Source organism: Rhodanobacter sp. OK091, assembly GCF_900142825.1.
Lineage (GTDB): Bacteria > Pseudomonadota > Gammaproteobacteria > Xanthomonadales > Rhodanobacteraceae > Rhodanobacter.
On record NZ_FRCH01000002.1, the window covers coordinates 995982 to 1016034 of the forward strand.

The window sequence follows — 20053 nt, forward strand, 5'->3', positions numbered from 1 at the left end:
GGCGGCTGCCGGCGCCTGCCATCAGCGAGCAAAGTGCCACGTCACGAATGCCGCGAACACGCCGTACAACAGGCCGACTGGCAGCAGCCCCCGTGCATCCACAGTGCCGCGACGGAACAACCACCAGAGATAGACGATGGCGAGAGCGGTCAGTACGCCGGCCACGATCAACGGCGTATCGAACAGCCATGGTGTGGCAAACAAAGCCAGCGAGCTCGGAATCGTGGCCTGGATCATCATCGACCCGGAGATGTTCGCCAGCGCCAACCGCTCCTTGCCCTGACGCACCCAGATCAGCGCGTTGATGGTTTCCGGCAATTCCGTCGCCACCGGGCTGAGCAACAGGGCAACCAAGTGCGGCGGCAGCGAAAACGCCACGCCGATCGCTTCAAGCTGGCTGACGAACACCCGCGATGCCGCCGCGATCACCACCAACGCCGCAACCGTCTGCGCGGCAACCCAGCGCAAGGCCGGTTCGGCATCGCCGGGGCGAAACTTCAACGGCTCCAGCGTCTCGTCTTCCGGAGCACTGTCGTCGCTGCGCACTTCGCGCCATACGTACATGCCGTAGGCGGCAAGAAACAGCACGCCAAGCAGCGGTTTGAACGCGAAGACGACCAATCCCAGACCCACCTTGACGGCAAAGATCGCCAGGAACCACGATTGATCGCGCGCCAGTCGTCGATGATCGACCCGGATGATCCGGTCAGCTCGCTGCAGCCGCGCGCGATTGCACCACATCGCCACACCGACTACGGCATAGGCGATCGTGGCCAGTACTAGCGGGCCACCCATCGCCGCGCCCACGCCGATATCGCGCGCCTCGGGTGTCTTGCCGAATATCACCGCGACGAAAGTCACCGCGCTTTCCGGCAACGCCGTACCAAACGCCGCCAGCACCGTACCGATCGCCGTCGCACCCAGCTTGAGCTTCTGCCCGAACCATTCGACGCCGTTGACGAAGTATTCGCAGGCGAGATAGATCGCGCCGGCCGAACCGAGAAACAGACAAAGGGTAAGCAACATGGGACTGCACTGGGCCGGGCGAGCGGATGACCGATGGCGCAACGACACCGCTCGCCCGGCCGGGTGAGCATGTCGAAGGCCAAAGGTCTCGCCGGGCATGGCCGCCACCTGACGGTGACTGCCTGCTGTTCGCACCATGGCGCCCGAAACAGCAGCGACCAAGTGTGTTGATGCGAACGCCTCAGGGGACGAGGCTGGCTACTCCCCAATGACAACGTGCGGGAATGCTAACGGGATGGATCACAAGGCACAAGCCAGCGGCCGGCACGCCAGTGGCATGAGCATCTGTCAGGCACGCAACGACCGCGGAGCGTGATGCTATCTACCTGGAGGTGGCGATCACGTCGTCAAGCTGCCAGAGCCCAGGCTCGCGACCAGCCAGCCAATGCGCCGCCTGCAAGGCGCCGCGCGCAAAAATCGAGCGATCGGTGGCGCGATGAGCCAGCTCCAGCCGTTCGCCCTGCCCGATCAGCATGGCCGTGTGCTCGCCGACGATATCGCCGCCGCGTACCACGGCGAAGCCGATGCAACCCTCGGTGCGTTCGCCGGTCAGGCCTTCGCGGCTGTATACCGCCGCGCCCTCCAGTGTGGTGCGGCGTGCGGCTGCAGCGGCGTGACCGAGCGCCAGCGCCGTACCGGACGGTGCATCCTGTTTGCGGCCGTGATGCGCCTCGACGATTTCCAGATCCCAACCCGGCAAAGCCGCAGAAGCCTCACGCAACAGCCGGGTGAGCACCGCGACACCGAGGCTGAAATTGGCCGCGCGCAAGATCGCGATACTCTTGCCGGCCTCGGCAAGTCGCGCTTCCAGCGCGGCGTCGATGCCAGTGGTGCCGCTGACCAGCGCCGTGCCATGCGCCAGGCAGTGCTCTAGCGCCACCGCCAAGGCAGCCGATCCGCTGAAGTCGATGACGACATCGATTGGCGGCGCGTGCGTCCAGTCGTGCGCGTAACGCAACGAGCCCGCGTCACTGGCAAATACCGGTTGGCCATCGTGAGTCGAACCTGGTGCCACTACCGCATGCACCAGCTCGAAACGCATGTCCTCGCCGAGCAGGCTCAGCAACGCGCGGCCCATGCGGCCGGAGGCGCCACTGATGGCGAGGCGAACAAGTCGGGTCATCGGCACATTCCAGTCAAATCGTCGATCGGCACATGCTACCGCGTGCGCGGTCGCATCACGCGGTGACTTTCGACCAGAACTGCTTCACGCCGTCGACCCAGCCTTTCGCACGCGGCGTGTGCTTGCCTGCATCGTTGCTGTCGAAGGTGGCTTCCAATGATTCCAGCAACTCGCGCTGCTCTCTGGTCAGTCGCACCGGTGTTTCCACCACCACGCGACAGATCAGGTCGCCATGGCGACTGCTGCGCACGGACTTGACGCCACGGCCACGCAGGCGGAACTGGGTGCCGGTCTGTGTTTCCGGCGGAATGCTGATCGGCACCTCGCCTTCCAGCGTCGGCACCGGCAGCTCGGCGCCCAGCGCGGCCTGCGAGAAACGGATCGGCAGTTCGCAATAAAGATCGTTGCCTTCGCGCTGGAAGATCGCGTGCTCGCGCACATGCACTTCCACGTACAGGTCGCCAGCCGGCGCACCGGACGGACCGGCTTCGCCCTGTCCGGTCAGGCGGATGCGATCGCCGTTGTCGACGCCTTCGGGAATCTGCACCGACAGCGTGCGGGTCTCCTCGATCCGGCCTTCGCCATGGCATTTCTTGCATGGCTTCTCGATCGCCTGGCCGGTACCGCCGCAATGCGGGCAGGCCTGCTGGATCGAGAATATGCCATTCTGCATGCGTACCTGGCCGTGGCCGTGGCAGGTCTTGCACTTGCTGACCTTGCCGTCTTCCGAGCCGCTGCCGTTGCAATGGTGGCAGTTGACCTGGGTCGGCACCTCGATCTGCCGGCTGACGCCGAACACGGCCTCTTCCAGATCCAGCTCCATGATGTAGCGCAGATCGGAGCCGCGCCGTGCGCGTCCGCGACCGCCACCACTGCGACCGAAAATGTCGCCAAAAATATCGCCAAAAATATCGCCGACATCGCCGAAACCGGCGCCGCCGCGGCCACCCATGCCATGCTCGAACGCCGCATGGCCATGCTGGTCGTACATCGCGCGTTTCTGCGCGTCGGCCAGCACTTCGTAGGCCTCCTTGGCTTCCTTGAACTTGTCCTGCGCAGCCGGATCGTCCGGGCAGCGGTCCGGATGGTATTTCATCGCCAGCCGTCGGAACGACTTCTTTAGCTCGATGTCGCTGACGCTGCGTTCGACACCCAGCACTTCGTAGTAATCACGCTTGCTCATTCATGCATCCACACTGCTCGTCGCGCCCCTGTCCTGCCTTCAGCAAACAGCCCACGCCGGGAGGATTCCTGGCGCGGGCTGGTCAATCGGCCGTGCCGATAACGATGCCTATTATTGCTTGCCGTCTTTCACTTCGGTGAACTCGGCATCGACCACGTCATCCGGCTGGGCCGAACCGCCGCCCGGCGCGGACTGCGCATGCGCGCCAGCATCGGCCGGGCCGCCCTGCGCCGCTGCATACAGCGCTTGCGCCACTTGCTCCAGCTTCTCGACCTTGGACTCGATCGCGGCCTTGTCCTCGCTGTCCTTGACCTTTTCCAGATCGGACAACGCGCCTTCGATCGTCGAGAGCTGATCGGCCGGCACCTTGCCGCCGTGTTCCTTCAGCGCGCTGCGGGTGGCATGCACCAGCTGATCGGCCTTGTTGCGGGTGGCGACGAGCTCGTGGAACTTCTTGTCGTCTTCCTTGTTCGCCTCGGCGTCGGCCACCATCCGAGCGATCTCGTCCTCGGACAGGCCCGAGCCAGCCTTGATCTCGATCTTCTGTTCCTTGCCGGTCTTCTTGTCCTTGGCCGACACATGCAGGATGCCGTTGGCGTCGATGTCGAAGGTCACTTCGATCTGCGGCTGACCCCGCGGCGCGGCGTCGATACCGGACAGATCGAACTTGCCCAGCGACTTGTTCGCGCTGGCGCGCTCGCGCTCGCCCTGCAGCACGTGCACAGTCACCGCCGTCTGATTGTCGTCAGCGGTGGAGAACGTCTGCGCCGCCTTGGTCGGTACCGTGGTGTTCTTCTCGATCAGCTTGGTCATCACGCCGCCCATCGTCTCGATGCCCAGCGACAGTGGGGTGACGTCGAGCAGCAACACATCTTTGACCGAACCACCCAGCACGCCACCCTGGATCGCCGCGCCCACGGCAACGGCTTCATCCGGGTTGACGTCCTTGCGCGGCTCTTTGCCGAAGAAGTCCTTCACCGACTCCTGTACCTTCGGCATGCGGGTCTGACCACCGACAAGGATCACGTCGTTGATGTCCGACACGCGCAGCCCAGCGTCATTCAACGCCGTGCGGCACGGATCGATGGTGCGCTTGATCAGGTCTTCCACCAGCGCCTCGAGCTTGGCGCGGGTCAGCTTGATGTTGAGATGCTTCGGGCCGGACGCATCGGCCGTCACGTACGGCAGGTTCACGTCGGTCTGATGATTCGAGGACAGCTCGATCTTGGCGCGCTCGGCCGCATCCTTCAGACGCTGCAAGGCAAGCGGGTCCTTGCGCAGGTCGATGCCCTGCTCCTTGTTGAATTCGTCGACGAGGTAGTCGATCACGCGCATGTCGAAGTCTTCGCCGCCAAGGAACGTGTCGCCATTGGTGGCCAGCACTTCGAACTGCTTCTCGCCATCGACTTCGGCGATCTCGATGATGGACACGTCGAAAGTGCCGCCGCCGAGGTCATACACCGCGATCTTGCGGTCACCGCCCTTCTTGTCCATGCCGTACGCCAGCGCGGCCGCGGTCGGCTCGTTGATGATGCGCTTGACGTCGAGGCCGGCAATCTTGCCCGCGTCCTTGGTGGCCTGGCGCTGACTGTCGTTGAAGTAGGCCGGCACGGTGATCACCGCCTCGGTGATCGTCTCGCCCAGATAATCCTCGGCGGTCTTCTTCATCTTCATCAGCACCTTCGCAGCGATCTCCTGCGGCGCCATCTTCCGGCCGTCGGAGGTCTGCACCCAGGCGTCGCCGTTGTCGTGGGCAATGATGCTGTAGGGCACGATGTGCAGATCTTTCTGCACTTCCGCGTCGGTGAACTTGCGGCCGATGAGGCGCTTCACCGCGTAGAAGGTGTTCTTCGGGTTGGTCACGCTCTGGCGCTTGGCCGAAGCGCCCACGAGCACTTCGCCATCCTTGTTGAAGGCGACGATGGACGGCGTGGTGCGGTCACCCTCCGAGTTTTCGATGACCTTGGTCGTGCTGCCGTCCATGATGGACACGCAGGAGTTGGTGGTGCCCAGGTCGATACCGATGATCTTGCCCATGTGTATGCTCCAAATTTTCTTGCGGCCCCCGCGGCCGCGATGGTTTTCAGATGGGGGCCTGCTCTGGCGATTCAATGCCGGCAAGGCCCCGGATGCTATTTCGCTGCTTTCGCCGGCGCGCCATTCAGGCAAGCGCCAGCCAGTGGATCACTCAATCCTTCGCCACCGCGACCAGCGCTGGCCGCAACAGGCGATCGTTCAACACATAGCCTTTCTGCAGCACGCTGACCACGGTACCCGGTGCCTGCCCCGGCGCTTCGACCATGCTTACCGCATGATGACGCTCCGGGTCGAGCGGCTGGCCCAGCGGATCGACCTGCGCCATGCCGTGGTTCTCGGCCACCTTCAGCAGTGCCTTCAGGGTCAGACTGATGCCTTCGCGCATCGAGGCGATATCGCCACCCTCGACCGCCAAACCGCTTTCCAGACCGTCGTAGACCGGCAGCAACTCGTTCAGAAGCTTCTCGTTGGCGAAGCGGCGGGCCTGTTCCAGGTCACGGTGCAGGCGACGACGCTGATTCTCCAGCTCAGCCTTCTCGCGCAGCACGGTTTCCAGCAACTCGGCATTGCTGGCTTCCAATTCGGCTACCCGCGCCTGCAAGCTGTCCAGCTCGGTGGTCGACGACTCATCTGGCTGGCCCCGTGGCGGCGCGTCGCCCGTCGACTGCGGATCGTTGTTCTGCATGCATCACTCCAAACGAAAGTTCATGGCCGGCGCGGATGCCGACCGTCCAGATTTGCGAGAAACCCCGCCTCCCGCAGCGGTTATAAGGCCGTGGCGGCGCGATTCAAGGCGTCGCTGAGCAATCCGGCAGTGGCCTGCACCACCGGAATCACCCGTTCATACGCCATCCGGGTCGGCCCGATCACCCCGACCGCACCCAGCACGCGCCCCTGCGCCCCGTAACTGGCGGTGACCACGCTGCAGCCGTCCAGTGCCGTGAAGCCGGATTCCTCGCCGATGAACAGGCGCACGCCCGGTGCCTTGGCGCAGACTTCCATCAGCTGCAGCAATTCACTCTTCTGCTGGAACGCCTCGAACAATTCGCGCAGGCGCTGCAAGTCGGATAGTTCCGAATACGCCATCAGATTGGTCTGGCCGCTGACCAGCACGTCACTGCCGCCAGCCTGCGGCGCGAACGAGGCGGTGGCCAGCTCCACCGTGCTGGCCAGCAGCCGGTTGAGCTCGCTGCCGGTTTCGCGCAGTTCGGCCAGCAGATGCGTGCGGATGTCGTCGACCCGCAAACCGGCAAACTGGCTGTTGAGGTAATTCGCGGCCTGCTCCAGCTCGCCACTGTGCAGTGGCCTGGCCAACTGCACAATGCGGTTCTGCACCTGATTGTCGGTAAACACCAGGATCACCAGCACCCGGGCATCCGGCAGCGGCACGAAATCGATATGCCGCAGCGGGAAATCGACCTGGCGGGGCACCGTGACCACGCCGGCAAAGTGGGTCATCGCCGAGAGCAAGGTTGAGACGTTGCCGAGCAGATCCCGTGTGGTGGTCGGTCCCGGCGGCAGCTCTCTCTGCAGGCGCGCCATCTCCGCGTGCGGCAAGGGTTGCAGTTCGATCAGGCTGTCGACGAACAGGCGCAACCCGCGCGGTGTCGGCACGCGTCCCGCCGAAGTGTGCGGCGAGGCGACCAGACCGGCGTCTTCCAGGTCAGCCATGATGTTGCGAATCGTCGCCGGACTCACGTCCAGCCCGGACGAACGCGACAGCGTACGTGAGCCCACCGGCTCCCCATCGACCAGATACTGGGCGATCAACGTGCGCAACAGCCGTCGCGCGCGGGCATCGAGATCGTGGCCATGCGGGTTGATCATGCGCTGATGTGATCCGTGGTGTAGCAATCTGTGAGACACGATAGAAATAAGGTCTGCGCGCGAAGCTTACAAGCGCAGGCGGTGTTTTGCGCCGCCGGGCTGCCGCTACAATCCATCCATTCCATCATCTGCCTGCCCATGCTCACTTCGCTCTACGTCCGTCATTTTGCCGTTGTCGAGGCCGCCGAGATTGCGTTCGGCCCCGGCCTGACCGTGGTAAGCGGTGAAACCGGTGCCGGCAAATCGCTGTTGGTCGACGCACTGATGCTGCTAGCCGGCGCCCGTGCCGACAGCGGCATGGTACGCGCCGGCAGCGATCGCGCCGAACTGGCCGCGGAGTTCGAGCTGGCCGACCTGCCGGAGGCCCGCGACTGGCTACAGCAAGAGGAACTGGACGAAGACGGTGGCTGCCAGCTGCGACGGGTGATCCGCGCCGAGGGCAGCTCCAAGGCATGGATCAACGGTCGTCCCGCCAATGCGCGCCAGCTCGGCGAACTCGCTTCATTGCTGGTGGAGATTCACGGTCAGCACGAGCATCAGGCGCTACTGTCGCGCTCACACCAGCTGGCGTTGCTGGATGCCTACGCCGGCCACGATGGCCTGCTTGCGCAGGTACGCGATGGGGCGTTGCAGTGGCGCGAGTTGGGTGCGCGCATGCGCAAGCTCAGCGGTGGCGAGGATCGCGATCAACGCATCGAACTGCTGCGCCACGAACTGGGCGAATTGGAGAAATGGGCGTTGCCGGCAGCCGAACTGGACGAACTCGAGGCAAGCCACCGCCGCCTCGCCAACGCTGGCCGGCTGGCTGAGGGCAGCGCCGGTGTCGTCGAGCTGCTCGATGGCGAGAGCGAATTCGCGCTGCGCCGCGCGCTCGGCCGTGCCCATGCCGAACTTGGCAAGCTCGCCGCGCTCGACGATAGACTGGCCCCCTTGCTGGAACTGCTCGACAACGCCAGCATCGAACTCGGCGAAGCCGCCGACGGCCTCGGCCGCTACGCGCAGGACGTCGACCTCGACCCCGAACGTTACACGGAAGTCGACAGCCACCTGGCTCGTCTGCACGAGCTGTCGCGTCGACATCGCCTGCCGGTGGCCGAGCTGCATGACAAGCTCGCTGCCTTGCGCACCGAACTGAATGAGCTCGAAGGTGCCGGCGATGCATTGGAACAACTGGCTGCCCAACGCGAGCGGCTGCAACACGATTACACGCTTGCGGCCGCTCAGCTGAGCCAGGCGCGCGCGATGGCGGCAACCCGGCTCAGTGAGGAAGTCAGCGTGCTGATGACCGAACTGGGTATGGCAGGTGGCCTGCTGCGCATCGAGCTGGAAGCCGCCGTAGGCGAAGAGCCGGACCCGCAAGGCCAGGAACGCTGCGAGCTGCTGGTCAGCGCCAACCCCGGCCAACCGCCTCGACCGTTGCGCAAAGTGGCCTCCGGCGGTGAACTGGCACGCATCAGCCTGGCGATCGAGGTCGCTACCTTGGGCAAGGACACGGTCGGCAGCATGATTTTCGACGAGGTCGACAGCGGCATCGGCGGTGCCGTGGCTGAAGTGGTCGGGCAGAAACTCCGTGCGCTTGGTGCCCAGCGGCAGGTGCTCTGCGTCACCCACCTGCCGCAGGTAGCCGCCCAGGGCCACGCGCACCTGCGGGTCAGCAAGCACAGCGACGGTGACTCCACCCGCACGCAAATCGAGAAGCTCGACGCCGGCGGCCGCAGGGATGAGCTGGCGCGCATGCTCGGCGGCGTCGAAATCACCCGTGAAACACGTGCGCACGCCAAGCAGATGCTGGAGCGGGCACAGACTGCTTGAACACGGTGCGGGGCCGGATCAGCCGTTCGGCGGCAACAGCCCCCGTTCGGTCGCCATCCGGTACAGATCCAGTTCCGAACCCGCGCCTAGTTTTCCCATCAGGCTGGCGCGGTGGATATAGACCGTTTTCTGACCGATACCCAGTTCGGCCGCCACCTGCTTGGGTGCGCGGCCACCTGCCAGCAACAGAAACACCTCGCGCTCGCGCGCAGTGAGCCGATTGATCGGATCAATCGCCGCGTCGGGTCTGTCAGCCCGACGCTGACGCAGATCCGAACTCAGGAAACACTCGCCGAGCATCACCGCACGCAGGCCCGCAACGAGTTCCTCCGGTGCCACGCCCTTGGTGACATAGCCGCTGGCGCCGCGACGCAGGGCCTCGGACACATACGGTTCGCCGTCATGCATGCTCAGCACCACGATACGTGTCTGAGGGGCCACGCTGAGCAGATGCTCGATCAGCGGCAGACCGCTGCCGTCAGGCAAGGACAGGTCCAGCGCCACCAGATCCGGACGCCAGTGGCCAACTGCCTCCACCGCATCATCCGCGCTGCGGCATTCGGCCACGACATCAAGATCCGGCTCCATCTCGATCAGCCGCTTGAAGCCCTCACGAACGATGGCGTGGTCATCGACCAGAACAATGCTGTACATCCCACTACTTTACACATTGAACCCGGCCATATGCGTGCCTGGCACCAACATTCGTGCCCGCGCATCGATACGGATCGCACATGTAACATCCGCCCATGCGCCTGAAATCATTCCGTCTGCCCAACTCCGGCCCCCTGTTGGGCGCCGGCTATCTGTTGCTGTGGCTGCTGTTGTGGCCGACGGTGCAACCGTTCTGGATGTTGCCGTACGGCTTGCGCTTCGGTGCCTTGCTGCTCACGCCGATGCGCCACTGGGGTTGGCTGCTCGGCGCTGAACTGGCCGCTACCGCCAGCATAAGCCTGGCCCAGGGTATGCCCCTGGGCTGGGTCGATTTCGCCATCGATGAATTGCCCGAGCTGCTGGTGATGGCGGGCAGCCTGTGGCTGCTGCGGCGATTCAACTTGCATGTCAGCCTGCACACGCCGCAAGACGTAACCCGACTGCTGCTTTCCGTGGTGCTCGTGGTGACAGCCACTACGGCGGTGGACGCTGCCCTGCTGGCACTTATCCATCCCAATTCGCCTGAGCTGATGCTACGTGTACTCGGTGAGGAATTGCTCAGCCACTATCTGGGCATCCTGCTGATCGTGCCGCTGATGATCATGTTGCTGCGCACCCGACTCGACCAGCGCGCGCTGACCAGCCTGATCATGGATGGTCTGCTGGTGATGCTGCCCTCGATGACGATTCTGCTGGTGCTGTCCGAACAAGCCGCCCCGCAACCGCAATTCGCCCGTGTGCTGTCACTGGCGCCCGTGCTTTTCTTCGCGTTTCGCCACGGTTGGCGAGGCGCCAGCCTGGCGATGCTCATCACCAGTCTCGGTATGACCCTGGTCGACCAGCATCTTGGCCACGCCCCATCGACCGCTGCGGCCTATCTGTTTCTAGCTGTTGCCGGCACCGGCGCCTTGATGTTGGGTTCGGCTACCGATGCCTTGCGCCGGAGCAGCGAACGGGTCGCCGAGCAGAACGTCTATCTCGGCGCGGTCAATCGTCGACTGGACCAGCTTGCGCACCAATTGCGCGATGCCGCCCGCGGCAACCTGCAGGCGGATGAAAACCAGCGCCGGCACTTGGCTGCGGAACTGCACGACGAACTGGGCCAGAACATCACTGCGATCCAGACCCATGTAAAGCTGGCCCAGGCCCGCCTGCGCCAGGCCGGCATGGAGGACATCAGCACCTCGATCAATACCATCCTGGCGCACATGCGACGTGCCCTGCACCGCTTGCTGGACGACTTGCGTCCGGCCGTGCTGGACGAGTTCGGACTGCTGCGCGCCCTCGACGAAGGCCCGATCCGTGATCTGTTGAACACTGCCGGCATGGCTTACCACACCGAACTGCATGGTGACCCACGGCTGCTGGACGACGACACACGCACCGCGATTTACCGACTCGCGCAGGAAAGCGCGACCAATGCCGTCAAGCATGCGCAAGCCAGTGAATTCAGGCTGCGGCTGCGTATCGGCGAGCGTCAAGGTATCGCGCTTGCCCTGCTCGATCTGCGTGACAACGGAACCGGCCTGCCCAGCCGACTGCCCCGCGGCGGCCGCGGCCTGCAAGGCATGCGCGACCGGGTGACCTCGCTTGGCGGCCAGTTCCGCCTCCGTCCCGAGCACGCCGGCGTGCATCTGCGGATTTTGCTGCGAAGCAACAGCAGTTCCGCGGATAACCGCCGACAGAACTAGGAATTTTTCCGATACCGAAAAAGTGAAGGGCTCGTTACGATCGATCCATCGATGTGGGGGAGCCGCCATCGCAAGATGGTGGATCAGAGTCGCCGTGGGGACGGAGGCTCTGAAACAACGGCAGGATGCCGTTTCGCCGCTACCTGGCGACCAGTGCAGGCTATCGCGAGTCAATCGCGACGCCGGCTGAAACAGGTAGGGGAGCAGCCGCGGGCGGACAGGAGTCCTCCTCGCGGCTTTTTTATGCCCACCATTCGGTGCGACGCGAGTCCCCGGCAACACATCGGCACTCAGCGCAGCGTTTTCTTCTCAGCTTTTGCGCGAATGGTGCTTCGGCCGCACATACAGCACCAGGCTGTGATCCTCGATCACATAGCCGTGCCGCGCCGCGATCTCGTGCTGCAGGCGCTCGATCTCCTCGCTGACGAACTCAATCACTTTCCCGCTGTCCACATCAATCATGTGATCGTGATGTTTGCCGCGATCGAGTTCGTAGACAGCCTGGCCACCTTCGAAATTGTGCTTGACGATGATGCCTGCCGCCTCGAACTGGGTCAGTACGCGATACACCGTCGCCAGGCCAATGTCTTCCTGGTGGGCAAGCAGTTTCTTGTAGACGTCTTCGGCGGTGAGGTGTTGCACCCCTTCCTCGTCGAAGATTTGCAGGATGCGCATGCGCGGATGGGTCACCTTGAGGCCAACCCTGCGCAGCTCTTTGGTTTCCTGTTCCATAGCACACCCTCCGCACGCGGCGTTTTCAAGCCGGTAGTGTATCATCCGACACCTTTACGATCCGGACGCAACACGCATGCAAAAGCTGATCACCCTGCTGGTTTTCGCCATGCTGGCGCTCTCCCTGGCCGGCTGCCACATCGTCTACACCCCCGACGTACAGCAAGGCAATCTGCTCGATAAGAAAGTGGTGGATCAGCTCAAGCCCGGCATGACCAAGCACCAGGTATTGGTGCTGATGGGCACGCCTTCGGTCAGCACACCGTTCGACCAGAGCCGCTGGGATTACGTGTCCACCTTTTCGCATCGTGGCAGCCCGATCAAGGTGCGTACATTCACGCTGACCTTCAACAACGACACGCTAGTGCGTACCGAAGGCGATTTCTTCGCGCAAGATGCCCAGCAGCTGGTCAAGGAGAGCAAGAAATACAACGCCGGCTACCCCGTCAACGAGACCGAGGGTGACAAGAGCAAATCTCCGAAGGACAGCAAGGACGACGGCGGCTTCGGCCAGGGTAACGACAACGGCCATTGATCACCGGTACGGGTCGGCCGGGTTAGCCGTTCCGATCTCGACTCAACGGGCGCGCCGCCGGCGCGCCTCCATCGGATCCAGCATGAGCGGCCGATAGATCTCGATTCGATCACCGTTCTGCAGGATGTGGTCGGGCGCCACCTTCCGCGCGAATACGCCGAGGTGGTGCACGTCGATCGCACCAGCCGGGAGCATTCCGGTTATTTCCGAAGCATCGATCGCCTGCTTTACCGTACTGCCTTCGGCCAACTCGACCTGGCGCAGAATCTGTTTTCCGGCAGCCGCATAAACCACCTCGACCGTGATCTTCCGCTCAGCCGTAGACACGCTCGGCCTCCCGACAGAAATCGTCGACCATGCGTCCCGCCAATCCCTGGAAGCCAAGCTTCAGCGCACTACCGCCGAGCCGCCCCGCGTAGTCGAAATCCAGCTCGAACGCGACCTTGCAGCCGGCGTCACCGAGAGCGATGAAATCCCACACGCCTTCGAGGCTGCGGAATGGACCATTGACCAGACTCATCCGCAAGCGCCTGGGCGGGTCCACCGAATTGCGTGTAGTGAAACTCTGGTGGAATCCCGCAAACTTGAGATCCAGCCGCGCCACCAGCACATCACCTTGGCGTTCAAGCACCTCGGCGCCGGCACACCAGGAGAAACGCTTTGGGTATGCTTCGACTTCATTGACTAGGTCGAACATCTGCATTGGCGAATATTTCACCAATGCACTGCGACGGATTTCGATCACGGCAACCTCTTCACATCACGCTTGATTTGGCCCGGCATGCGGCGGAATCGGCATCAGGGCAACAAGGCCCGAGTTTAACGGACATGGCCAAGGCGAAGGACAAAGACAACAAGGGCGGCGGCACCATCGCGCTCAACAAGCGCTCCCGTTTCGAGTACCACATCGACCAGCGTTTCGAGGCCGGCGTGGCCTTGCAAGGCTGGGAGCTGAAAGCGCTGCGCGCCGGCAGGATCAACTTCGGCGACAGCTACGCGGTCGTCCTGAAGAACGAGATATTCCTGATTGGTACCTCCATCCCGCCACTGATCAGCGCCTCCACCCACGTGATCGCCGAGGATCGACGCACCCGCAAACTGCTGCTGCATCGCAAGGAAATCGATCAGCTGGTCGGCGCCGTCGAGCGTAAGGGCTACACCTTGGTGCCTACGGCGATGTACTGGAAGGGCAACAAGGTCAAGGTCGAGATCGGACTTGCCCGCGGCAAGCAGGAACATGACAAGCGCGACACCGAGAAGCAGCGCGACTGGCAGATCGAAAAACAGCGCACCATGCGGTCGCACAACCGCGGCGCCTGAATCTGCACATTGGCATCGCGCAACAAAAAAGCCCTTGAAGACTTCAAGGGCTTTTTTGCTTATTGGGGGGTGGCGTCTATTGAATTGGTAGCCGTCAGCCCTTGTGGCACAACGGTTTTAAGATTCAACTATTCTGAGTTGCCCCCAAAGTTGCCCCCTCATCATATTCGCTTGACCCTTCGCCACACCGTTGATCAATGCCCATATCCATAAGACGATGTCGTGGGCTGGGTCGCGTACGGGTTCTGCCCATAGCTGGATTGGGTCTGCTGCCCATAGCTGGATTGGGTCTGCTGCCCATAGCTGGGGGTTGCGTAAGGGTTACGAGTGCCCTCCTGACCGGTGTACGGGTTTACGTTGCCTTGCGTCGAATAGTTGTCAGTTTTCGTATTGTTCGGGTCGGTCTGGTAATGGGGTTGCACATACGTGCCGTTGGCGCGGGTGTAGCCACTCACGTAATGTTGCGCCGCTGCCGAGAATGAGAGCGTCGCCAACAAGGCAAACATTGCGCCGATAACAACTTTCTTGTTCATATCAAAATCTCCGTATGGATTAGCAGGATGGCTTTGTTGCCCCTGATAGGGCCAGCAAGATAGATGCATGCATACACCGAGCCATGCTCTCAGGTCAGCCAACCCGCGCAATAAGCGTGCTGCATCTGCTCCGCGCGACAAAAATTGGGCAGAATGTGCCGTGTCCTTGCTGTACTGGCTGGTGTTACGGCGCACGACGCATGGCCTAGAGCCGGGCAACACCTTTCCAGCCGCGACGTATGACGCCGAAACTGAGATAGCAGCGCTCTACTGCGCGCGCATGGCGTAGCGCTACAGCGTGCGGCACCCCGCATCGCAAAACTTTTATGGCAGACTGCCAGCACTAGACCACGGGGAAGGACATGCGAAGGATCGGCGGATGGTGGCGGCTTTGGATCGCCATTTCTGGCTTGTGGGTTGTCCTAGCAGTAGGCATTGGCATAACCATCGTCGTCAGCGCCGAGTCGGCCGCCGATCGGATGAAATTTTCCGTGGAGCTTGCGTGTCCCGCACCTAAGGCTTGGAAGGATGTCATCACTTCGCCAGCCTTCCGACAGCTCGCACCAGCTCAGCAGGAAGAGGCTCGGCAGCAGTATTTTCATGAAGTCGTCGCCGCGCAATCAAGCAACTCCAAGGACATTGCCGAAGCGAAGGCGCAGTTCGATGCGCAGTATGGACCGCAGGCGCCTACGATTCCGCCTCCGCCCCCGGGCTACGTCCTGCAGCCCTCGCCTGCCCCCATTCGAATGCAGGAAACTGCGACCTACAAGGTCACCGCGCCCGATGGCAGCATCTACGATGTCACTGCGCCCGAAGGCGCCACGCAAGAGCAGGTGCTGGCCTACGCGCAGGCGCATTCACGCACAATTGCGCCAGAGTCGGCTTCTACCGCCGCGAATCCATGGGATGACTATGCGGCCCAAGCTAGGGCCTCGACGGCGACGAATCCCTATGACCGGTTCGACGATCATCCAGCGCCGGTGAGGCTGTCCGCGCTAAATGACCTTGATCGCTGCAATAAAGCGAAGCATCGAGACTATGCGGGAGAAGTCTCTAAGAGCCGAGCAGACGCGGCTATCGGAACTGTTGTTGGCGCAACATCTTTGCCTCTCATCCTACTAATTCTTGGATTGCTTACCGGATGGGTGGCTCGCGGCTTCCGCAGCAGCAATGCGAAGAAACAAGCCAAGCCATGAAGCTCATCCTCCCAGCGCATTCAGCAAGGCATCGCTTTTTAGCTCGGATTGAATGGCGCGATAGCCAGTCGCCGTATAGCGAAGGAATACCAATCACCATCCTCGACGGGCTCATCGCCGCTTGTGCAAGTTCACCGCTACCCTCACCCTCCCCTCCATCGCGCGTAGCACCATGACCCAGAAAAGCTTTTTTGAGCTGACCTCCTCGTCATTTCGCCTGTAAATCACTGTAATTTATTCCGGAAGTTCACCAGCAGCGATCAGCACCAGCCGGTCAATCGCACTGGAATAGTCGCCCCGCTGCGCCCCGATGATGCGGAGGGCTTTGTCACTGGGGTAATAGTCGATCCGTGGATACATGTTCCGACGCTCGCGCTGCTGCTCCAGCTTCCGGGTCTTGCGCCACACTTGCCAGTCGGCATGGTCGCTGGCGGTAAGTACAGGCAAACCTGGCTGCCACGTCACGCCTCAACGCTCCTGCTCCGCGACCGCAAGTTTGCCGTCACCCTCGCCTTTCCCTCGACCGTGCGCGGCCCAGTAGAACATCCTCCGTGCCACTTGCAACGACGCTTGCCCGGTACGCTCAGGGCTTCGCAGGGCTTGCCGTCACGCCGGCGACGGCCTCCGCACACAACGCGTTTCGAGGCGTCACGGACGGCGCACCGAGACAGATAACCGGCTGCCCACGTCGGCAATTCTCCAAAGTCACTCGCGCCCGCGTGTATGGCAGCAATAATTCCGGGATTCTTATTCGCTACTGCAAAGTCTTTCGCGCGTGTGCGGACTGGTCGCCCAATGCCAGCGTCTTCCATTGATCCTGCTAAGTTGTTCGCGTGCACGCGCCTGCGCGAAGTGTGCCGAAATTCCGGCACCACCCCGGCAGCTTTCAATATCAGTCGGTCGATCACGCTACTGAAGTCGCCGCCGACGCAAGGCTTTAAATCGACAACAATAAGCGCCAGCACTTGCTCACTGGGTTGATAGTCGATCCGCTTAACACCTTGCCGTCGCTGGCGCTGGCGCAGGCGCTTGCGGGCATTGAGCCGCTGCCCCCTCTCGTTGTTGTCCTGTGGCGTGTTCATGCGTCTATGTCGCTCATTCGCTGAAAGTCTGCACAACCGCGCCGCTGCATTGGATAGGGCATCCCGTGGCCTTTGCCGCAGTCACCCATGCCGGTTGGTGGATTGATCGTGTCCGGGGTGAAGTGCCGGCAGCCCTCGAACGTCACGGGCGGACGCGGGATGTAGGCGCCTGCCTTGCGCACGAAACACCACGGGCAACCCAGCGCACGCGGCCAGCCGTCGACCACGGGCAACACTGCCGCAATGTCGGGATGAATCCAGACCGGGCCGCAACCTTTGCACCACATTCGCGCCGTGTCACCAGCCGGCACACGTCCGGCGTGGCGGTCGTCGGTGTCACGCTGCATCAACTCAAGTGCGGCAAGCTGGCATGCGTCTAACGGTTTCAGTGCACCAGTTGCACCACGCGCACCGCCTGCACCAAGCGCACCAGAAACGGCACTTGAACCTACACCAAGCGCAGCTTCTTTTGGTGCGCGGCCATTTCCCTGCAAAGCGTTGTCTGCCAAGACTTTGAGCGATGTTTTAGGGCTTTGGTGCATTGGTGCATTCCCTAGCGATGCACCAGCGCACCAAGCACCTTCCGGGTCAGTCGTCATGACTATCCCCCTTCTTCGGCGTGGGCTTTGTTTTCCGCTTTGGCTTCGGGGTGTAGCGGCCCGCGTCTTTTGCCTTGTTCAGTGCGCGCACTACGGTCGAATGATTCACACCCAACTCGCCGCCTATCTCACGCGTGCTCAGACCCAGCCCGGCCAGCTCGATCATCTGTTCCTCGCTGGCATCGGATACCGCGCGCGTCGCCCATGTCTGGTTCCCGTCCGGCAGCGTGGTTAGCGCGGCCTCGAAGGGAGACACATCTTGCCCATACAGTGCGCGGGCTTTCTCGAAGTGAACCTCGAACCGTGCACCTTGACCGGGTTCGTAATCAGCCGGCTTGCGTAGTGCAATGACAGTGTCCAGAACGTCTTCGCGCTTAGACGTGCCACGTTGCTGGCCTCCCTTGCCGGCGTGGTGAACGAAAACCACGCTAAGACCTTGCGAGCGCATTTGTAACGCCCACTCCTGCACCGGCTGCCAGCTCTCCCCCTCGTTCTCTTTGCCGCCGCGTACAAGACAGCTCAAGTTGTCTACGATAATCACGCGGGCATTACCTAGCGCAGCGTTGACGGCTTCCCGGCCTTCCGGCTGATACAGGTTCGGCATCACGCCGTCAGCTTGTAGGTCGGGCGTGACAAACCGCAGGTATCCGTCCGCCGCCTCGCGTTCATTGCTGGCGATAACCGTGGCAACTCGGGCTTTCAGATCCGCGCCCGGCATCTCGCCATCCAGATACAACACAGGCGTTTGCGCCGTCGCCTGCCAGCCCAGGAACTCGCCACCCGATGCGAGTGCGTACGCCACACCTAGCGCCATGTGCGTTTTACCGATGCCCCGCGGTGCGTAAATCATCGCGAGTGATTGGCTGGAGAGCCAAGGTTTGAGCAGCTTGTCGCGCGGCGGAAAACTTGCGGACAGTAGCCCGGCAGCGTCAACCGCCACCACCTTACGTGGCGGCTTTTCCTCTTGGTGCGTTGGTGCATTCTTAGAATTTGCATGAATGCACCAAGCCGAGTTCGCCACACTCTCGACCATGTCTAGGTCACGGTCGGCACGTTCGTCCAGACTGCGGACGCCGGCGGGCAGTCGTTCGGCGGCGGTCGTCATACCAGCACCTCCCGCGCAGTGTCGATACGATCAATAGCGAGTGCCAGCCGATCAGCATCGGTATCGTTCAACACGAGGCCAGCGGCAAGGTCATGCGCGGCGATGCTGATAACTTTGGCCTCCCGACTTACAACGCCAAGCGCCGCACCCCATGCCGTTTGCTTGAACGCCTGTTGTGCCGCGCGTCGACCTTCGGGAGTTGTGTCGCGGATGCGTTCGGGGAATAAGTCACCAACCTGCAAGCCTACCGCCGCCAGCACATCATGAACTTGGCAACCTGCGAAGCAATGCAGCAGCAGGGTGCCGTTGTCGCCCTCGGTGATCGCCAGCGAGGCCGACTTGCCATCGTGGGCCGGACAGCGTGATCGCCAGCCCCTGCCAGTTTTGATGACGCCTTCCAGACGCGGTAACAGCAGCACGGAAGGTGATGCGGTGATGGTGGTAACGGGCATGTTCATTTGAATGCCCCCAGCACGATCAGCAGGAACAACACCCCAAAGAGAACCGTGAGGGCACATTCCCCGCATGCGTCCAGATGTTCCGCGAGGCGATGCAATCGACGCAAAACAGTGCGCGGGATCATGCCGCGCCCCGCTCTATCAGTTCACGTATTTGCTCCACCCGCCATGCAGTAATGCGGGTGCCCAGCTTGACGGGCTGCGGATAGCGCCCAGCTTTGACGCCTGCCCACCATGTCGATTTACAGACCGGATAGATGGCGGGAATAGCCGGCGAGTTGTCCGTGGCGGGTTTGCCGACAATCTGCGACAGGCGGAGATAGCCGGTCGCGGGCAACAATGTGGCTGTATGTACAAAAGCAGATATTGCGGGTTGCAAACGCACGGTATCGCTCCAAGTGCATCGCTACCGAGCGGCAGCGCATGGCTTCGGACGAAGCGATTCCAAATTATTCACATGTGGAGCGGCGCGAGTCGCATCCACTAGTGCCTACGTGTAACCGCTAGCGGTTGGACGATTCCTTACGGAACTGAGCAACCCATCGCCTGATGCCATCAACCGTTGTGTTTTCGACATTAAGAGCTGTCTTCGTCGCGAAGTTCAGAACTGCGCCTCGACTCACTCGTTGCAGTAGGGGAAGGCCATTCCAGAGAACGCGAACCTCGTCCTTGGCTAGCCGTTTGGCAGCATTGGCTTGATCCGCGCCAAAACTCTTTCTAGCTGTTGCATGGCTTGCCGCCTCGCCGAGCTTCCTAACGCTTCCAGCCAACTTGCTCTTGGTTTCGTTGTCTCGAATGCCTAAGGCAGCCATGTTTGCGTCTGCATGCATGAGCATTGTCGAAAGATGAGCTACTAGACCCTGCATGCTTTTCGCGTAAGCGATGAGTTCTACATGTGACATTGCGTCTATCTGAGCTGTTCCAGCAGATTGCATTTGAGCAATCCCGGCAAATGCCGATGTTCGGTCTTGAAATTGCTCTTGCTTCTTCAATGCATTGACGATTCGCATCGCGCTTTCATCAACTCGGGCGGCGAAAGAGACATCTTCGTCGGGTGATAGTTTTTTGACGGACACGTGCATACCTCTAACCTTCAAAAGTGCCGCACCAGCCGGGGAAGGTGCCCGGTTTTAGGGATCA

22 protein-coding genes and 1 riboswitch are annotated in these 20053 nt (G+C 62.0%); of the genes, 5 read left to right on the forward strand and 17 right to left on the reverse strand.

Translation table 11 applies throughout. The features are described 5' to 3' along the window. Positions 1–21: 21 nt before the first annotated feature. From BUA26_RS13730 to hrcA, 6 genes are all read right to left on the reverse strand, one after another. On the reverse strand, positions 22–1026 hold the full coding sequence (locus BUA26_RS13730) for a sodium:calcium antiporter (RefSeq protein ID WP_072761374.1): 1005 nt from the start codon (positions 1024–1026) through the stop codon (positions 22–24). Between the two features lie 83 nt (positions 1027–1109). Continuing rightward, a riboswitch (yybP-ykoY riboswitch) is annotated at positions 1110–1245 on the reverse strand. Between the two features lie 103 nt (positions 1246–1348). Further along, positions 1349–2149, reverse strand: coding sequence for a 4-hydroxy-tetrahydrodipicolinate reductase (dapB, locus tag BUA26_RS13735; RefSeq protein ID WP_072761375.1), 801 nt, complete (start codon positions 2147–2149; stop codon positions 1349–1351). Between the two features lie 55 nt (positions 2150–2204). Then, positions 2205–3332 carry a molecular chaperone DnaJ gene (dnaJ, locus tag BUA26_RS13740; protein ID WP_072761376.1) on the reverse strand — a complete coding sequence of 376 codons (1128 nt, stop codon included), beginning with the start codon at positions 3330–3332 and terminating at the stop codon, positions 2205–2207. A 111-nt stretch (positions 3333–3443) separates the two neighbouring features. Beyond that, a complete protein-coding gene (dnaK, locus tag BUA26_RS13745) occupies positions 3444–5369 on the reverse strand; it encodes a molecular chaperone DnaK (RefSeq protein ID WP_072761377.1) in 1926 nt (641 codons plus the stop codon). A gap of 151 nt (positions 5370–5520) precedes the next feature. Continuing rightward, on the reverse strand, positions 5521–6054 hold the full coding sequence (gene grpE, locus BUA26_RS13750; RefSeq protein WP_072761378.1) for a nucleotide exchange factor GrpE: 534 nt from the start codon (positions 6052–6054) through the stop codon (positions 5521–5523). Between the two features lie 80 nt (positions 6055–6134). Continuing rightward, positions 6135–7196 carry a heat-inducible transcriptional repressor HrcA gene (gene hrcA, locus BUA26_RS13755; RefSeq protein WP_072761379.1) on the reverse strand — a complete coding sequence of 354 codons (1062 nt, stop codon included), beginning with the start codon at positions 7194–7196 and terminating at the stop codon, positions 6135–6137. Between the two features lie 138 nt (positions 7197–7334). On the opposite strand from hrcA, the gene recN reads away from it, so the two are divergent. Further along, entirely contained in the window at positions 7335–9008 is a 1674-nt protein-coding gene (recN, locus tag BUA26_RS13760; protein WP_072761380.1) for a DNA repair protein RecN, read from the forward strand. Between the two features lie 18 nt (positions 9009–9026). Here recN and BUA26_RS13765 read toward each other — a convergent pair whose 3' ends face one another. Then, positions 9027–9662 carry a response regulator transcription factor gene (locus tag BUA26_RS13765; RefSeq protein WP_072761381.1) on the reverse strand — a complete coding sequence of 212 codons (636 nt, stop codon included), beginning with the start codon at positions 9660–9662 and terminating at the stop codon, positions 9027–9029. A 95-nt stretch (positions 9663–9757) separates the two neighbouring features. Between BUA26_RS13765 and BUA26_RS13770 the strand changes: the two genes are divergently transcribed. Continuing rightward, the gene (locus BUA26_RS13770; protein WP_072761382.1) at positions 9758–11353 is read left to right on the forward strand and encodes an MASE1 domain-containing sensor histidine kinase; all 1596 of its coding nucleotides are present in this window, start codon (positions 9758–9760) and stop codon (positions 11351–11353) included. 309 nt (positions 11354–11662) lie between these two features. Here the strand turns inward: BUA26_RS13770 and fur are convergent, their stop codons facing one another. Next, complete coding sequence (gene fur, locus BUA26_RS13775) at positions 11663–12085, reverse strand: ferric iron uptake transcriptional regulator (protein ID WP_072761383.1); 423 nt, start codon at positions 12083–12085, stop codon at positions 11663–11665. Positions 12086–12161: 76 nt separating this feature from the next. On the opposite strand from fur, the gene bamE reads away from it, so the two are divergent. Beyond that, the gene (bamE, locus tag BUA26_RS13780) at positions 12162–12620 is read left to right on the forward strand and encodes an outer membrane protein assembly factor BamE (RefSeq protein WP_072761384.1); all 459 of its coding nucleotides are present in this window, start codon (positions 12162–12164) and stop codon (positions 12618–12620) included. Positions 12621–12662: 42 nt separating this feature from the next. Here bamE and BUA26_RS13785 read toward each other — a convergent pair whose 3' ends face one another. Together BUA26_RS13785 and BUA26_RS13790 are read right to left on the reverse strand one after the other, a co-directional pair. Further along, entirely contained in the window at positions 12663–12947 is a 285-nt protein-coding gene (locus BUA26_RS13785) for an RnfH family protein (protein WP_083573009.1), read from the reverse strand. Next, complete coding sequence (locus BUA26_RS13790) at positions 12934–13365, reverse strand: type II toxin-antitoxin system RatA family toxin (RefSeq protein WP_072761385.1); 432 nt, start codon at positions 13363–13365, stop codon at positions 12934–12936. The genes BUA26_RS13785 and BUA26_RS13790 overlap by 14 nt, the downstream gene beginning before the upstream one ends. 83 nt (positions 13366–13448) lie before the next feature. On the opposite strand from BUA26_RS13790, the gene smpB reads away from it, so the two are divergent. Continuing rightward, positions 13449–13940, forward strand: coding sequence for an SsrA-binding protein SmpB (gene smpB / locus BUA26_RS13795; RefSeq protein ID WP_072761386.1), 492 nt, complete (start codon positions 13449–13451; stop codon positions 13938–13940). A gap of 194 nt (positions 13941–14134) precedes the next feature. On the opposite strand, the gene BUA26_RS13800 is transcribed toward smpB, so the two are convergent. After that, positions 14135–14473, reverse strand: a complete 339-nt coding sequence (locus BUA26_RS13800; RefSeq protein WP_072761387.1) for a hypothetical protein — start codon at positions 14471–14473, stop codon at positions 14135–14137. A 362-nt stretch (positions 14474–14835) separates the two neighbouring features. Between BUA26_RS13800 and BUA26_RS13805 the strand changes: the two genes are divergently transcribed. Continuing rightward, complete coding sequence (locus tag BUA26_RS13805; protein ID WP_072761388.1) at positions 14836–15669, forward strand: hypothetical protein; 834 nt, start codon at positions 14836–14838, stop codon at positions 15667–15669. A gap of 234 nt (positions 15670–15903) precedes the next feature. Here the strand turns inward: BUA26_RS13805 and BUA26_RS13810 are convergent, their stop codons facing one another. The 6 genes from BUA26_RS13810 to BUA26_RS13840 all read right to left on the reverse strand — a co-directional run bounded on the left by BUA26_RS13810 (position 15904) and on the right by BUA26_RS13840 (position 19989). After that, positions 15904–16134: a hypothetical protein gene (locus tag BUA26_RS13810; protein ID WP_072761389.1), complete on the reverse strand. Its 231-nt coding sequence runs from the start codon at positions 16132–16134 to the stop codon at positions 15904–15906. A 613-nt stretch (positions 16135–16747) separates the two neighbouring features. Then, entirely contained in the window at positions 16748–17293 is a 546-nt protein-coding gene (locus BUA26_RS20185) for a hypothetical protein (RefSeq protein ID WP_143154276.1), read from the reverse strand. A gap of 46 nt (positions 17294–17339) precedes the next feature. Next, positions 17340–18455, reverse strand: coding sequence for an AAA family ATPase (locus BUA26_RS13825; RefSeq protein WP_072761391.1), 1116 nt, complete (start codon positions 18453–18455; stop codon positions 17340–17342). Beyond that, the gene (locus tag BUA26_RS13830; protein WP_218587828.1) at positions 18452–18913 is read right to left on the reverse strand and encodes a hypothetical protein; all 462 of its coding nucleotides are present in this window, start codon (positions 18911–18913) and stop codon (positions 18452–18454) included. The genes BUA26_RS13825 and BUA26_RS13830 overlap by 4 nt, the downstream gene beginning before the upstream one ends. A gap of 121 nt (positions 18914–19034) precedes the next feature. Beyond that, a complete protein-coding gene (locus tag BUA26_RS13835; RefSeq protein ID WP_255368358.1) occupies positions 19035–19298 on the reverse strand; it encodes a helix-turn-helix transcriptional regulator in 264 nt (87 codons plus the stop codon). A 118-nt stretch (positions 19299–19416) separates the two neighbouring features. Next, positions 19417–19989, reverse strand: a complete 573-nt coding sequence (locus tag BUA26_RS13840; RefSeq protein WP_143154277.1) for a hypothetical protein — start codon at positions 19987–19989, stop codon at positions 19417–19419. Between the last annotated feature and the right edge of the window lie 64 nt (positions 19990–20053).